At 72.6% G+C, this 14,882-nt stretch carries 13 protein-coding genes; 4 read left to right on the top strand and 9 right to left on the bottom strand.

All coding sequences use genetic code 11. The features are described 5' to 3' along the window. Window positions 1-87: 87 nt before the first annotated feature. Window positions 88-2,397: a bifunctional serine/threonine-protein kinase/ABC transporter substrate-binding protein gene (locus AB0E05_RS00695; RefSeq protein WP_361956484.1), complete on the bottom strand. Its 2,310-nt coding sequence runs from the start codon at window positions 2,395-2,397 to the stop codon at window positions 88-90. Next, entirely contained in the window at window positions 2,394-3,251 is an 858-nt protein-coding gene (locus AB0E05_RS00690) for a hypothetical protein (protein ID WP_361956481.1), read from the bottom strand. The genes AB0E05_RS00695 and AB0E05_RS00690 overlap by 4 nt, the downstream gene beginning before the upstream one ends. 336 nt (window positions 3,252-3,587) lie before the next feature. Here AB0E05_RS00690 and rarD point away from each other — a divergent pair, with 336 nt between their 5' ends. After that, window positions 3,588-4,571 carry an EamA family transporter RarD gene (gene rarD / locus AB0E05_RS00685; RefSeq protein WP_361957233.1) on the top strand — a complete coding sequence of 328 codons (984 nt, stop codon included), beginning with the start codon at window positions 3,588-3,590 and terminating at the stop codon, window positions 4,569-4,571. A 200-nt stretch (window positions 4,572-4,771) separates the two neighbouring features. Further along, the gene (locus tag AB0E05_RS00680) at window positions 4,772-5,665 is read left to right on the top strand and encodes a hypothetical protein (protein ID WP_361956478.1); all 894 of its coding nucleotides are present in this window, start codon (window positions 4,772-4,774) and stop codon (window positions 5,663-5,665) included. 37 nt (window positions 5,666-5,702) lie between these two features. Here AB0E05_RS00680 and AB0E05_RS00675 read toward each other — a convergent pair whose 3' ends face one another. Next, window positions 5,703-6,086 (bottom strand): DUF6401 family natural product biosynthesis protein, encoded by a 384-nt coding sequence (locus AB0E05_RS00675; protein ID WP_361956475.1) that lies wholly within the window; start codon window positions 6,084-6,086, stop codon window positions 5,703-5,705. 217 nt (window positions 6,087-6,303) lie between these two features. Beyond that, a complete protein-coding gene (locus AB0E05_RS00670; protein ID WP_361956472.1) occupies window positions 6,304-6,933 on the bottom strand; it encodes an ABATE domain-containing protein in 630 nt (209 codons plus the stop codon). Window positions 6,934-6,954: 21 nt separating this feature from the next. On the opposite strand from AB0E05_RS00670, the gene AB0E05_RS00665 reads away from it, so the two are divergent. After that, window positions 6,955-7,404 (top strand): VOC family protein, encoded by a 450-nt coding sequence (locus AB0E05_RS00665; RefSeq protein ID WP_361956470.1) that lies wholly within the window; start codon window positions 6,955-6,957, stop codon window positions 7,402-7,404. A gap of 311 nt (window positions 7,405-7,715) precedes the next feature. Next, window positions 7,716-9,086: a M28 family metallopeptidase gene (locus AB0E05_RS00660; RefSeq protein WP_361956467.1), complete on the top strand. Its 1,371-nt coding sequence runs from the start codon at window positions 7,716-7,718 to the stop codon at window positions 9,084-9,086. A gap of 168 nt (window positions 9,087-9,254) precedes the next feature. Here AB0E05_RS00660 and AB0E05_RS00655 read toward each other — a convergent pair whose 3' ends face one another. From AB0E05_RS00655 to AB0E05_RS00635, 5 genes are all read right to left on the bottom strand, one after another. Beyond that, on the bottom strand, window positions 9,255-10,166 hold the full coding sequence (locus tag AB0E05_RS00655; protein ID WP_361956464.1) for an ABC transporter permease: 912 nt from the start codon (window positions 10,164-10,166) through the stop codon (window positions 9,255-9,257). After that, a complete protein-coding gene (locus AB0E05_RS00650) occupies window positions 10,153-11,097 on the bottom strand; it encodes an ABC transporter ATP-binding protein (protein ID WP_361956461.1) in 945 nt (314 codons plus the stop codon). Before AB0E05_RS00650 ends, AB0E05_RS00655 begins: the two co-directional genes overlap by 14 nt. A gap of 143 nt (window positions 11,098-11,240) precedes the next feature. Continuing rightward, window positions 11,241-12,560, bottom strand: a complete 1,320-nt coding sequence (locus tag AB0E05_RS00645; protein ID WP_361956458.1) for a DUF2092 domain-containing protein — start codon at window positions 12,558-12,560, stop codon at window positions 11,241-11,243. Between the two features lie 209 nt (window positions 12,561-12,769). Then, window positions 12,770-13,573: a nucleotidyltransferase domain-containing protein gene (locus AB0E05_RS00640; protein ID WP_361956455.1), complete on the bottom strand. Its 804-nt coding sequence runs from the start codon at window positions 13,571-13,573 to the stop codon at window positions 12,770-12,772. Between the two features lie 195 nt (window positions 13,574-13,768). Then, entirely contained in the window at window positions 13,769-14,779 is a 1,011-nt protein-coding gene (locus AB0E05_RS00635; RefSeq protein WP_361956453.1) for a polyprenyl synthetase family protein, read from the bottom strand. Window positions 14,780-14,882: the final 103 nt, after the last annotated feature.

The raw sequence follows: 14,882 nt of genomic DNA, 5'->3' as shown, positions 1-14,882 counted from the left end.
CCCGCACCCCGTACGCCACGGCCCCGGCGCCGGGAGCCCGGCGTGCGGCCTCCCTCCGGCCCGTACCCGCCCCGCCCCGTCCGCTCGTCACGGCGTCGGCGTCGATGCCGGCGGGACGCGGCTGGGCGCGGGGCCCAGATAGCGGCGCCGGCCGTTCTTGATCTGGAAGAGATGCGTGCCGAGGAGGGCGAAGTCCCCCGTCTTCGCCTCGAACGCGTAGGCGCCCATGACGCCGACGTGCTCCGCCTTGCGCAGCGCCACGGCCAGGTCGGCCCGGCGCGGGGCGCGGCTGCCGCCGGTGCGCACCGCGTCCTCCAACGTCTTGATCATCAGGTTGACGCAGTCGAAGGACTCCCCCGCGTACGGGCCGGGCGGGCGGCCGTACCTCTTGGCGTACGCCGTGCGGAAGGGCGCCGCCTTCGGCCGGGCGGCCGGGTCGGACGCGGGGGCGCCGATCACCCACCCCTCGGCGTCGGCGCCGGCCAGCCGTAGGAACTCCGAGTCCAGCGCCGTCGACGTGGCGATCTTCGCTCCCACGAAGCCGGCGGCCCGGAGCGCACGGGCCGCGCGCGCCGCTCCGACGGCCGAGCCGCAGTGGGCGTACGCGTCGACGCCGGCCGCCATCATCTGCTCGACGACCGGGCGGTAGTCCTCGACGGACATGGGGACCACCCGCGGCACGACGCGCCCGCCCATCTTGGGCATCCACCGGCGCAGGGTCGTGACGTACTCCCAGGAGTACTCGTCGTCGAAACGGTCCTGCACCGCGCCCAGGACCTCGGCGCCCGCCTTCTGCCCGGCGTACAGGGCCAGTTGGACGCCCATGGTGCCGTGGGCGGGGGCGGCCCGCAGGAAGACGCGGTTCTCCTCGTCGGTCGGGGAGACGGCGCCGACGGAGTTCGCCACCAGGGTGAGCGACGCCTCGTCGTACACGGGCAGGGACGCCACCGTCGTGTAGTCGCCGGTGGAGCCGAGGACGGCGAACACCGACGGCTCGTCGGCCAGCCGTCGGGCCGCCGCCGCGGCCCTGGCCGGGTCCCCGGCGTCGTCCGCGGTCCTGACGGCGAGGGCGAAGGGCTTGTCCTCGCGGGCGTCGAACTGCTCCACCGCCAGCCGGGCCCCGCGCTCCTGCTCGACGCCGATCTCCTTCCGCGGCCCCGACAGGTCGGCCTGCACGCCGATCGTCCAGCTCGCGCCGCGGGAGCCGGCGCCCGCTCCGGCCGGCCGCCGCGCTCCGTCGTCCCGCAGCGCCGCCCACAGCCCGACGCCCCCGGCCGCCACGGCGAGCGCCCCTCCCACGCCCGCGTACAGGAACGTCCGCCTGCGCCCCGCCGAAACGGCCGGACCGTCCCGCGGACCGTCCGCCTGCGTCGGGTCGATGCCCGGCAGCGCGAGCAGCGCGGCCGAACGCTCCGCGATGGTGCGCACGACGTCGGGCGGCAGCCAGTCCGCGTCAATGGAAAGGTCGACGGACGGAGCTACGGGCGGGGCTGTAGACGGGTGCGCGGACCGGATGACGGACGGGGCCTCGAGGCCGGTCGTCAGCCGCTCGGCGACCTCCGCCGCGCCCGGCCGCCGCCCCGGCTCCTTCTCCAGGCACGCCGTGAGCAGCCCCACCAACCCGGCACCGTCGCCACGGTCGCCGATGCCACCGAGGTCCGGTTCGTCGTGCACGGTCCGATAGAGCAGCGCGTCCACCGCGCCGTGTCCGAACGGCGGCCGTCCGGTGAGCGCGTACGCCAACAGGCAGCCCAGCCCGAAGACGTCGCTCGCCGGACCGATCCCGGCGCCGCGCGCCTCCGCCTGCTCGGGCGCGAGGAACCCCGGCGTGCCGACCACCACGGACGTGCTGGTGATCGCCGTGCCGTCCTCCGCCCCGTCCGCGGCCCGCGCGATCCCGAAGTCGATCAGGCGCGGCCCGTCCACCGCCAGCAGCACGTTCGCCGGCTTGACGTCCCGGTGCACCAGGCCGGCCGCGTGGACCTCGGCCAGCGCCCGCGCGACCGCCGCGCCCAGGATCCGTGCGCTCCGCTCCGGCAGCGGACCGTGCCGCGCCACCGCGTCGGCGAGCGGGGGACCCGGCACGAAGGCGGTGGCCAGCCACGGCAGCGGCGCGTCCGGATCCGCGTGGGTGACGGCCGCCGCCCAGGGGCTGGCCACCCGGCGCGCCGCGGCCACCTCGCGTCGGAAGCGGGCCCGGAAGTCGGGCCGGTCGGCGAGGTCCGCGAGCGTCACCTTGACCGCGGCCAGCTCGCCCGCGTCCGTACGCCCCAGGTAGACGACGCCCATGCCGCCCGCGCCCAGCCGGCCCAGCAGGCGGTATCCGCCGACGGTCGACGGATCCGACGGCAGCAGCCGGCCGACGGCCCCTGCCGGGAGCCCGTCCCCCGGGCTCATCGATCGACCTCCGCACCCAGCTGGGTCTCGACCCGTCCGAGCATCGCGATGAACGCCTCCAAGCGCGCCTTGTCGATGTCGTCGTCCTTGTGGCCCTTGGCGCCCTTGGACGTGACGGTGATGGTGACCGGGCCGTAGCGGGCCTGGTACCAGTTGTAGGTGTAGGCGCGGTCGAACTGGGCGTTCTCGTAGTCGCCGGTCTCGAAGACGGAGTCGTCCGCGAGGTCGTTGCCCCGGCCGTACCACCGGCCCTGCGACCACAGGTTCTTGACGCGCTCGCCCTCGCGCAGGGTCTGGTCCGGGCAGCGCAGGGTCTCCTCCAGGGTCTCGGCCATGTCCCAGTCGGCGCCCTTCGCGTCGCGGTGGACGTTCACCGTGGCGGCGACGCGGACCGGCCCCCTGCCCGGGCCCGCGGGCAGCTCGCTGTGGGCGGTGAGGCTGTGGAGGACGCCGGCCGGGCGGGGCGCTCGCTGCCAGACGCACCCCTCGTCCAGGACGAGCCAGTGGCCGGGCGGGGTCAGATACGGGGTGCGCTGCACATAGCCCGGGCCCCAGGTGTCCGGGCCGGCGACGACCTTCTCCGCCAGGGCGCGGGCCTGCGCTTCGGTACGCGGCACCCGGGCCGGATCGGGGGTGATGGCCCGGTCGCCCGGGCGCTTCGACGGCTGCCCGACCGGACGGGACGACGCGTTCGCCGAGGACCCCGAGGATTCCGATGGTTCCGAGGATCCCGAAGAGGACGGCCCCGAACGCTCGCCCTCCCCGTCGGCATCGGCGCCGGAGCACCCCACCAGCAGCAGCGCCCCGACCACGGCGCCGCAGCCGGCCCGCGCCATCACCCTTCCGTACGCCATGCAGTCCTGCCCCCTGCGTCGGCACGGTCCTCGACCCGGCGGTCCCGCGCCGCCCCCGCACGCCCCCGCGCCGCCGATGGTACGACTCGCCATCGACAACACGCCCGGTCCACTTCGGAGTTGGACGCGCGAACCGGTTCATCCGGTTCCGGTGGCCGTACGCCCCCGCGCCCCTCGCACCCCGCACGGTCGTCATGACCGTATTGCGGAACGGGCATGACAGCGCGGTTCCGGGGCGCGTACCTTCGTCGGGGTGAGACACACGGCACGGGAGGTCCAGTGACATCGAACGGCAACCAGCGGGCCGGACTCCTGTACGCGATCGGGGCCTACGGGATGTGGGGCCTGGTCCCCCTCTTCTGGCCGCTGCTGAAGCCGGCCGGGGCGACCGAGATCCTGGCGCACCGGATGACCTGGTCCCTGGTGGTCGTCGCCCTCGCGCTGCTGGTGCTGAAGCGCTGGGCGTGGCTGCGCGAACTGCTGCGCGACCCGCGCAAGCTGGGGCTCGTCGCCCTCGCGGCCGTGGTGATATCCGTCAACTGGGGCGTGTACATCTGGTCCGTGAACACGGGCCGCGTGATCGAGGCGTCCCTCGGCTACTTCATCAATCCGCTGGTCACCATCGCCATCGGCGTCCTGCTGCTGAAGGAGCGGCTGCGCCCCGCGCAGTGGGCGGCGGTCGGCGTCGGTCTCTCGGCGGTGCTGGTGCTGGCGATCGGCCACGGGCAGCCGCCGTGGATCTCGCTGGTCCTGGCGTTCTCGTTCGCCACGTACGGACTGGCGAAGAAGAAGGCGAACATCGACGGCCTGGAGTCCCTGGCCGCGGAGACCGCGATCCTCTTCCCGCCCGCGTTGGGCTATCTGGTGTGGCTGACGGTGCAGGGGGACGCCGCCTTCGGGACCGAGGGCGTCGGGCACATGGCGCTGCTCGCGGCGAGCGGCCTGGTCACCGCGGTCCCGCTGGTCTGCTTCGGCGCGGCGGCGATACGCGTGCCGCTGTCGACGCTGGGCCTGTTGCAGTACTTGGGGCCGATCCTCCAGTTCCTCCTGGGCGTCCTGTACTTCCGCGAGGACATGCCGGCCGAGCGGTGGGCCGGGTTCGGGCTGGTGTGGCTGGCGCTGATGGTGCTGACGTGGGACGCGTTGCGCACGGCACGGCGTACGAGCAAGGCGGCGGAGGCACTGCGGGCGGCGGCGGCAACTTCGGCGCCGACTCCGGCTACGGCTACGACTCCGGCTACGGCTTCAGCGCTGGTCGAGGTGGAGCCCGTGACGCAGGCGCGGTCCGAGACCCCCGCCCAGGCCGAGCCCACGACCTGAGCCATCCCCCCAAGCAGGCCGGAGGAACGTCGTACGGGCGGCGTACGACGACGGGCCCGCAGCCCACCGGGGCGGCGCAATCCACCACTCGATCGGCCCCCGCCCGCATCCCGGCGCAGGCCCCGTGCCCCCACCGGTGTTACGACCGAAGTCCGGGTCCCGGGACCACCGGGGCCGTCAGCGGACGGAGTGAGTGCGCCATGCCCCTGCCCCAGCACCTGGACCCCCTGGACCAGCCCCGGTCCGACCCCCTGGCCCTCTCCGTCGACTTCGGCGCGGGCTTCTCGCAGGCGTGGAACTCGGTGGCCCAGTTCATACCGAAGCTCATCGGCTTCCTCGTCGTCCTGCTCATAGGTTGGTTCATCGCCAAGCTGATAGCCAAGGTGGTCGACAAGCTGCTGCGCAAGGTGGGCTCGGAGAAGCTGGCCGAGCGCAGCGGGGCCGCCCACGCCCTGCGGAACTCCTCGTACGACGCCACCGGCATCATCACCAAGGTCATCTACTACGGCCTGCTGCTGATCGTGCTGCAACTGGCCTTCGGGGTCTTCGGCCCCAACCCCATCAGCGTGATGATCCAGGCCGTGGTCGCCTGGCTGCCGAAGGCGATCGTCGCCCTGGTGATCGTCGTGGTGGCGATGGCCATCGCGCGCGCCGTCCGCGAGATCATCGAGGACTCCCTGAGCGGCACCTCGTACGGGAAGGTCCTGGCCACCGTGGCCTGGGCGTTCATCGTGGCGCTCGGTGCGATCGCCGCGCTGGGGCAGGCGGGCATCGCGACGGCCGTCACCGGCCCGCTGCTCCTCGCCGTCCTCGGCACGGTCGCGGGCGTCCTGATCGTCGGCGTCGGCGGCGGGCTCATCGGGCCGATGCGCTCGCGGTGGGAGCGCTGGCTGTCGAAGGCGGAGGAGGAGTCGTCGGGGGCGCGGGACAAGATCAGCGCGTACCAGCGCGGCCGGGCGGACGCGGCGGCCGGCCAGCCGGCACCCGGCACGCGCACGACGGCCAGCGGTCGAGGCGACAGGGGTGGTGCGGGAGGTACGGGAGGTGGCCGCACCGGCCGCCCGAACGACGAGGGCCCCTACGACCCCATGTAGCCCGCGGCCCGTCCTTCCCGTACGGCCGCGGCGTGGCTCACCGCGACAACAGGTCGTGCTCGCGCACCAGCCAGCAGACCGCGGTGAGCCTCAGCGTGGCGAAGTCGTGCCCCACCGGCTCGGTCCACTCCGTCTCCGCGAGCCAGTCCGTGAAGCCGAGGACGTAGTCCGCCAGGTCCTCACGGCGTACGGAACCGGCGTCCGACCAGCCCCGGCCCCGGCCCGCGCTCCGGCGCGGCCGGGGCACCAGCGCGTCGCGGAGGCTCGCGGCGTGCTGGTCGACCGCGGCGACGAGCCCCGGGTCGAAGGCGAACTCCGAGAGCCGGGGCAGGTACGCGGCGACGACGCCCACCAGGGGGCAGTCGGCGACCGGGCCGTCGCCGTCGCCGTGTCCACGGCCGTGTTCGGAGGGATCGTGCATCGTCCCACCCTCGTCCGCGAGTCCAGTCCCGGACAAGTGCCCACAGCCGTGACATTCATCGCAGAACCGCCTACGCCGGTCTGGGCAAGATCGGCAAAGCAGGCCCCTGAGCCATGGGACGTAGCCGCCGCAGCCCAGGGGGCGCGTTGGTCCCTACCGGCCGGTGCGGGTTGTTCGCGCAGTTCCCCGCGCCCCGCAACACCTCCGCCTCCAGCTCTCAGATGACCGACGGGTCGAGCGAATCAGGGGCGCCCGCGGAAGCGTTGCGGGCGCGGTGGGCCCGCACCTTGTGGCGGTTTCCGCAGCGCTCCATGGAGCACCAGCGCCGGCGCCCGGGGCGCGAGGTGTCGACGAAGAGCAGATAGCAGTTGTCGGTGGCGCATTCGCGGATCCGGTGGGCGTACGGCCCGGTGAACAGCTCCACCGCGTCCCGGGCCACCGCCGACAGCAGTTGCGCCCCGGTCGCCCCGGGCACCCAACCCCGCGCGCCGTCCGCGCCGAAGCGCGGCACGGGCGGCGGTTCGGCCGCGGCGCGGTTGACCACGGCGAGGTCGCCCGCGGGCAGTTCCCGACCGTGCGCCCGCGCGGCCGTCACGCCGTGCAGCGCGTCCCGCAGCACCCGCGCCGACCGCACCTCGTCCGGGGTGACCACCGGCGCCAGCCCGTCCGGCAACCGGCTCCACTCTGCCCAACGCACCAGGTCGGCGGGCTCGTACAACATCTCCCAGCGGGCCAGCCGGCCCGGGCCGCCGGTGATGAGCAGATCGAGGCTGAGGGCGCCGGTGTCGAAGTGGAACGGGCGCCCCTTCGGTGGATGGAGGACGAATCCCCTTGCGAGCTCGCTCATGTAACCACTATAAACGGTTTCATGGCACTGCACTGGAAAGTCACCATCGACGCCAACGACCCGCACGCCCAGGCCGACTTCTGGGCCGCCGCCCTCGGGTACGAGGTCGAGGACCACAGCACCCTGATCGGCTGGCTGCGCGGGGCCGGCCATCTGCCGGAGGACTCGACGCTCCACCGGGCCGACCGCGACGTCTGGCGGGATTTCGCCGCAGTCCGGCATCCGGACGACCCGTACGACGAACAGAAGGGCGTCGGGCTCGGCCGTCGGCTGCTGTTCCAGCGCGTCCCCGAGGCCAAGTCCGGCAAGAACCGCCTCCACCTGGACGTCCACGTGGGCACGGAGCGGGTCGAGGAGGAGGTCTCCCGACTCCGGGGACTCGGCGCGGCGGTGCTGTACCGGCGGGAGCAGCACGGCGGATCGTGGACGACCATGGCGGACCCGGAGGGGAACGAGTTCTGCGTGGAGTGACCGCCGCACCGCGACGACGACTCCGCACGGTCCGCAACGCCGCGCAATCCGTTCGGAGTTGTCCGTTACGGGGACGCAAAGTGTCCGCTGGGCGAACACGACTGACCGGTTTCCGCCCTTGACGGTCCTGCCAACTCTCGCTGAACTCTGAGCACGTACCACGCGCCACTCCGTGCCACCCGCCCCACCCCGGTCCGTCACCGGGTGCACCACGGCTCACGCACCACCAGCTCCAGCGCCCTGGACCCCGCCGTTCCAGGGCGTCTCGCACGTTCCGTCCTGTCCCCGTACGGAATCCACGGAGCCCCCACATGAAGCTCTCTGTCCCCCTGCCGCGCGATCCGCGGCGTCCCCACCGCCCCAGACGCGTGCTCTCGACCGCGGCGACGGCCCTGGCCGGGCTGCTCGCGGCGGCTTTCCCCGCGGCCACGGCGGCAGCGGCGCCGACCGCCCCTGCGTCGGCGACCTCGGCAACCACGGCCGCCGCACCGGACATACCGCTCGCCAACGTCAAGGCGCACCTGAGTCAGTTCCAGTCGATAGCCCAGGCCAACGGCGGCAACCGCGCCCACGGCCGGCCCGGTTACCGCGCCTCGCTGGACTACGTGAAGGGGAAGCTGGACGCCGCCGGGTACACCACCTCCATCCAGCAGTTCACCTCGGGCGGCACCACCGGCTACAACCTGATAGCCGACTGGCCGGGCGGCGACCCGAACCAGGTCCTGATGGCCGGCGCCCACCTGGACTCCGTCTCCTCCGGCGCCGGCATCAACGACAACGGCTCCGGCTCGGCCGCCGTCCTGGAGACCGCCCTCGCCGTCTCCCGCGCCCAGCTCAACCCCACCAAGCACCTGCGCTTCGGCTGGTGGGGCGCGGAGGAACTGGGCCTGATCGGCTCGCGGTACTACGTCAACAACCTCCCGTCGGCGGAGCGGTCGAAGATCTCCTCGTACCTCAACTTCGACATGATCGGCTCGCCGAACCCCGGCTACTTCGTCTACGACGACGACGTGGAGCTGGAGAAGGTCTTCAAGGACCACTTCGCCGGGCTCGGCGTCGCGACCGAGATCGAGACCGAGGGCGACGGCCGCTCGGACCACGCCTCCTTCAAGAACGTCGGCATACGCGTCGGCGGCCTGTTCACCGGAGCGGGCCGGACGAAGACGGCGGCGCAGGCGCAGAAGTGGGGCGGCACGGCGGGCCAGGCGTTCGACCGCTGCTACCACTCGTCGTGCGACACCACGTCGAACATCAACGACACCGCGCTGGACCGCAACAGCGACGCGATCGCCCACGCGGTGTGGACGCTCGGCAGCGGGACGTCCGTCCCGCCCGGCGACAGCTACGAGAACGCCGTGGACGTCGCCATTCCGGACAACGGTGCGGCCGTGACCTCCACCGTCACCGTCTCCGGACGCACCGGGAACGCCCCGCCCGCCCTCTCCGTCGGGGTGGACATCCGGCACACCTGGCGCGGTGACCTCGTGGTGGACCTGCTGGCGCCCGACGGCACCGCGTACCGACTGAAGAACTCCAGCGGCAACGACTCGGCCGACAACGTCATCGCCACCTACACCGTCAACGCGTCCAGCGAGCCCGCCAACGGCGACTGGAAGCTACGCGTCCAGGACGTCGGCCCGCAGGACACCGGCTACGTCAACAGCTGGAAGCTCACCTTCTAGCCCCCCCACCCCCCACCCGTCCCCGACCCTCACCAGGCTTCCCCGGAGCCGCCACCCCCCACAGGCTGCATGCGTGTGCACCCACCGCACACGCATGCAGCCATGCCCGGTCCCGTGACACCGCCCCGCAGCCTCGACCCAGCCGCGCCCGCGGCCCCGCGGGGCTCGTCAGGCCGTGATGTCCTTCGTGGTGAACCGCGCCCACGCCGCCGAGCCGAACACCGCCACGTACACCGCCTGGAGTCCGAGGTTCTTCTGCACCTCGTCCCAGAACACCGGCTCCCGCAGCAGGTCCGAGAACGACAGCCAGTAGTGCGAGAACAGATAGGGGTGGATCTCGTCCAACTGCGGGATGGTGTCCAGGATCTGCACGGTGATCAACAGTCCGACCGTGGCCGCCATCGCCGCGATGCCGCTGCCCGTGAGCGTCGAGACGAACAGTCCGAGCGCCGCGAACCCCGCGAGCGAGGCCGCCACGACACCGGCGATCAACCCGGCCCGCACCAGTCCTTCGGTGAAGGAGATCTCCGTCCCGGAGATGGTGGTGACGTCCCCGAGAGGGAACAGCAGCGCCCCGACGGCGAGCGCCGACGCCGCCACGACCAAAGTCGCCACCAGGCAGAAGACCAGGGCCGTGACGTACTTCGCGAGCAGCAGCCGGGTCCGTCCCGCGGGGGCCACCAGCAGATACCGCAGGGTGCCGGCGGACGCCTCCCCCGCAATCGCGTCGCCCGCGACGACACCGACCGACATCGGCAAGAAGACCGGCAGCGTCGCGGCGAGCGCGGCGAAGACCAGGAACAGGCCGTTGTTCGTGACCTGGGAGATGAAGGCGGGTCCTTCTCCGTCGCCGGGAGGACCGCCGCCCTCGCCACCGGTCTCGATCTTCACGGCGATGCCGATGAGGACGGGCACCGCCGCGAGCACCCCGAGCAGCGCGAGGGTCCGCCAGCGGCGCAGGGTGGTGAACAGCTCGGAGCGGAAGATCCCGAGGGTGCGCAGCGGGCGACCCCGCTCCGCCGCCGTCGGCTCCGGCTCGACCTGAGCCGCGGCCCCGCCCTGCACCTCAGCCCGCGACATCGAAGCCCTCCCCCGTCAGCTCCACGAACGCGTCCTCCAAGGACGCCCGCTCCACCCCGAAGCCGCGCACCCGCACGCCCGCTTCCACCAGCGCCGCGCTCAGCTCCGCCAGCTCGGCCTCGGGGTCGGGCGGATCACCGCTGACCCGGCCTTCTTCGGCTGCGACCGCCACTCCCGTCACTCCCCGCTCCTTGAGGACCCGGGCGGCGTCGTCCGTGTCCGGGGTGAGGACCGTCAGCCGGCCGCGGGCCCGGGCCGCCAGGTCGGCGACCGGCCCCTGCACCAGCAGCCGCCCCTGCGCCATCACGGCCGCATGGGTGCAGACCTGCTCGATCTCGTCCAGCAGATGGGAGGAGAGGAAGACGGTCGTGCCGTCGGCGGCGAGCTCCCGGACCAGGGAGCGGATCTCCCGCATGCCCTGGGGGTCCAGGCCGTTCGTCGGCTCGTCCAGGACGAGGAGTCGGCGCGGGCGCAACAGCGCGGCGGCCAGCCCCAGCCGCTGCTTCATCCCCAGGGAGTACGCCCTGGCCTTCTTCCCCGCGGCCGAGGTCAGCCCCACCCGGTTCAGGGCGGTGGCGACGCGGGCGCTGCGGGTGCGCGGGTCGGCGGTGGGGTCGGCGGAGTCGTACCGCAGGAGATTGTCCCGCCCGTTCAGGAACCCGTAGAGCGCTGGCCCCTCGATCAATGCGCCGACCTGCGGCAGCACGGTGCGGGCGGCCTTCGGCATCGCCGCGCCGAGCACTGTCGCGCTGCCGGTCGTCGGCTCGATGAGGCCCATCAGCATCCGGATGGTCGTCGTCTTCCCGGAGCCGTTGGGGCCGAGGAAGCCGAAGACGCTGCCCGCCGGCACGGTGAGGTCGAGCCGGTCGACGGCCAACTGGCCGCCTCGATAGCGCTTGGTGAGCCCGCGCGTCTCGATCACCGCTGTCATTACGCTCCCCCGTTCCTTCGGGCGCCCCGGGCGCCCGACCACGGCGCCGTCCGCCCCACCGTACGACCTGCACGGCGGGACGAACGGCAACCGCTGCGTCTGCCTGTCGGGCCCGCCGCGGTGGCGCGGGCCTCCGGCATCGGCTACTTGTCGGCGTTCGCCGCCTTCACCAGCGCGTCCTTGGTGACGGCGCCCACGTAGACCGTGCCGTCGTCCGTCATCAGGGCGTTGACCAGGCGGGTCTTGAAGACCGTGCCCGAGCCGAACTTCCCGCTGACGGGGTCACCGAAGGAGCTCAGGAAGCCCTCGGCCGCGGGCGGCAGCTCGCCCTTCTTCGGCGGGGTGAAGCCCTCGCCCGCGGGGGACTCGATCTTCCCGATCGTGGTCCAGCCCTCGCCGATGACCTGCGGGCCGCCGAAGTCCTCAAGGCCCTTCAGGTCCTTCAGGTCCTCGCCGCCCTTGAGGCCGTCCTTCAGCTCCTTCTCCAACTCCTTCGGCAGCTCGCCCTTCAGCTCCGGTGCCCCGAAGTCCTGGGACGACTGCTCCGCCAGCTCGTCCGCCTCCGTCACCTTCGCGCCCTTGGGCGGGGCGAAGTCGAAGGTGGACGCGGCGGGCCGGGAGAAGTCGACCTTGGTGAAGCCGACGTCGACGGCCGCCTTGCCGCCGCTGGACGGCACCAGCGTGAACTTCAGCGGCGTCCCCGTCTTGGAGTCCACCGCGACCTTGATCGAGCCGATCGTCGAGCCGCTCTGCTTGGGCTTGATGACCAGCTGGTACGCGGAGCGGCCGGCCACCTTCGCGGTGCCGTCGACCGTCACTGACGTGTTCTTGTCGGCGGCCTCCAGCGCCTTGGCGGCGAGCTCCTTGGGCGTGGTCGGCAGGTCCTCGGGGCCGGTGAAGCCCTCGTCGCCCTTCTTCCCGCCCTTGCCCGGGGCCTCGCCCTTGTGGTGCACGACCTCGTTCGACTTGCTGTCGTACGCCCACACTTCGGCGCCGTTGCGGATCAGGCTGTACTCGGCGGAGTCCTCCAGGATGGAGAGCTTCTGCCGCTCGGGACCGTCGACGGCGACGCGGAGCGTGTGCGACCCGGACGCCAGCTCCATCAGCTTGGCGTCAGGGGATGCCGACGGGCCGTCCCCGCCCTCGCCGCCGGCCTCGCCCATGCCGGAGAGGACGGAGTCCGCAAGGCCGCCGAAGTCCGGCAGGCCCAGGTCCGTGCTGACCTTGATCGTGCCGGAGAGCTGCTGGGTGTCGGACGCGGCGATCTTCTCGATCAGCTCCTGGGCGCTGATCTTCGGCAGCTCGGGGTCGCCGGAGGCCGCGAGTGCGGGGACCAGACCGATGGTCGCCGCCGCCACCCCCGCCACCGCGACCGGGAGGGCGTAACGAGCCGCCTTTCGCCGGCGCACCCGGCCGGCGGCTCCCGCCTCTTCGGTGGTCTGTGCGCTGTCGTTCGGTGCCATGGTGTGCCCTATCCTCCGTGAACGGTCACGAGCAGTGGTGCGGACTGGAGCAGTGGTTCGACTGATGCGACTGGTTCGAGCAGTGGTTCCATCTGACCAAATCGACGCCGCTCGGGCGTCAACCCCCGGGAGCAAGTTGGCGTACTGCTCAGGGATGAGGGATCCATCGGTGGCCTCCCCCAACCGATAGGGAACAGCCCTAGGGGGCATCAACCTTCGTCGTACGTATCGACGATCCACTGCACCTGCGGTCGTAGGAACGCCAGCGTGAGCTGCGCCCTGCGGTACAACCACTCCTGCGAAGCGGGCACGGGCTCAGCCACCGCGCCGGCCCCGGGCGCTGTCCCGTACCGCCGTTTCCTGATGTCCGCCACGACCTCGGCGGGCGCTCCGAGCCTGGCCAGGACGCCGAAGGCCTCGGCCTTGGTGATGAGCGTGCCGTCCCGCAGCGTCACCAGGGCCCGCGCCAGCGACAGCATCCCGTAGTCCACCCACGGGTCCTGCTGGAACATCTCCTCCTGGTCCAGACAGGGCAGCAGGTACTCGCGCGCGTTCCGCACGATGTACTCCTTCAGTTGACCCTCGGTCACCTCGGGGAGCAGCCCGGCGACCGGCCGCCCGTACAGCACCCGTCCGAAGCGGTGCAGCTCGGCGCGGGTCACCAGGTCCACGGGGCGCCGGAACTGCTCCCGCATGGCCCACGTGAGGTGGTCCCGCTCCGGCTCGGCCACCTCCTGGAGGGGGACGTAGCTGCAGTGCAGCTTCTCCGCGAGCGGCAGGGCCCGCTCCAGCCCCTCGTGGAACGAGGCGAGTTCCTTCTCCTCGGCGTCCGTGCAGGGCCGTTCCACGACCGCGATCAGGTCGAGGTCGCTGCGGCCCGGCTGATAGTCCGTCCCGGCGGCGATGGAGCCGTGGACCCAGACCGAGACCAGCGGCACCAGCGGCCGGACCCCGTCGATGAAACGTTCGAGCAGCTCGTTGGTGGCAGCATCATCCGTCGTCGCGAGAACCATGGTGACAGTCTGACCACCCGTGCCCGTTCGCGGCAGACCGCATCGGCCCGTCCCGCAGGGACCACCGGCCCCGAAGCCCGTCTGGACGCCCCGTACGGCCCTCCCCGGATCCGGCGAAACGACACGGCACGACGTCGAGCGGCGCGGCGGAACGCTTCCGCGAACCGCCCCTACGACGTCGCCCCCGTCCCGCGCTCAGCCCGCGCGGTGCACCACCGCGTCGCACAACTCCTCCAGCGCCGCCCGCGCGTAGCACTCCGGCAGCGGGGCGAGCATCGCCCGCGCCTCCTCCGCGTAGCGCACGGTGTCCCGGCGGGCCTGCTCCAGCGCGGGGTGGGCGCGCAGCCGCAGCAGCACCTCAGCGTGCCGGGCGTCGTCGGCGAGGTCGCCCGCGAGGAGTTCGACCAGCTCCAGGTCCTCCGGCAGGCCCTGCGCCTCGGCGCGGGCGCGCAGGTGCAGCACCGGCAGCGTCGGGATGCCCTCGCGCAGGTCCGTGCCCGGCGTCTTGCCGGACTCGTGGGAGTCGCTGGCGATGTCGAGGACGTCGTCCGCGAGCTGGAAGGCGACCCCGAGCCGCTCCCCGTACTGGGTGAGGATGTCGATGACGCCCTCGTCGGCGCCGGACATCATCGCGCCGAAGCGGCCGGAGACCGCGATCAGCGAGCCGGTCTTGCCGCCGATGACGTCCAGGTAGTGCGCCACGGGGTCGCGCCCGCCCCGCGGCCCGGCGGTCTCCAGGATCTGCCCGGTGACCAGCCGCTCGAACGCCTCGGCCTGGATGCGGACCGCCTCCGGGCCCAGGTCGGCCAGTATGTGCGAGGCGCGGGCGAAGAGGAAGTCGCCGGTCAGGACGGCGACGGAGTTGCCCCAGCGGGCGTTGGCGCTGGCCACCCCGCGGCGCACGTCCGCCTCGTCCATCACGTCGTCGTGGTACAGGGTTGCCAGGTGCGTGAGTTCGACGACGACGGCGGAGGGCACCACGCCCGGAGCGTGCGGGTCGCCGAACTGCGCCGCCAGCATCACCAGCAGCGGCCGGAAGCGCTTGCCGCCGGCGCGCACGAGGTGCTGGGCGGCCTCCGTGATGAAGGGCACCTCGCTCTTGGTGGCTTCGAGCAGACCCGCCTCGACGGCGGACAGTCCGTTCTGGACATCGGCCTCAAGAGCCTGGTCCCGCACGCTCAGCCCGAACGGCCCGACGACGGTCACGAGGGAGTCTCCTGTCTGCTGATAATCACACGGATTGTCGATCTGTCGCTGCATTCACTCAAGTCAGCGTATCCGGTCGTCTTTCGATCACCGTGAGCGCCTT

This window comes from Streptomyces sp. NPDC048057 (genome assembly GCF_040653095.1).
Classification (GTDB): domain Bacteria; phylum Actinomycetota; class Actinomycetes; order Streptomycetales; family Streptomycetaceae; genus Streptomyces.
Note: the sequence above shows the minus strand (reverse complement) of the source record. Positions and strands in the feature narration are given on the sequence as shown.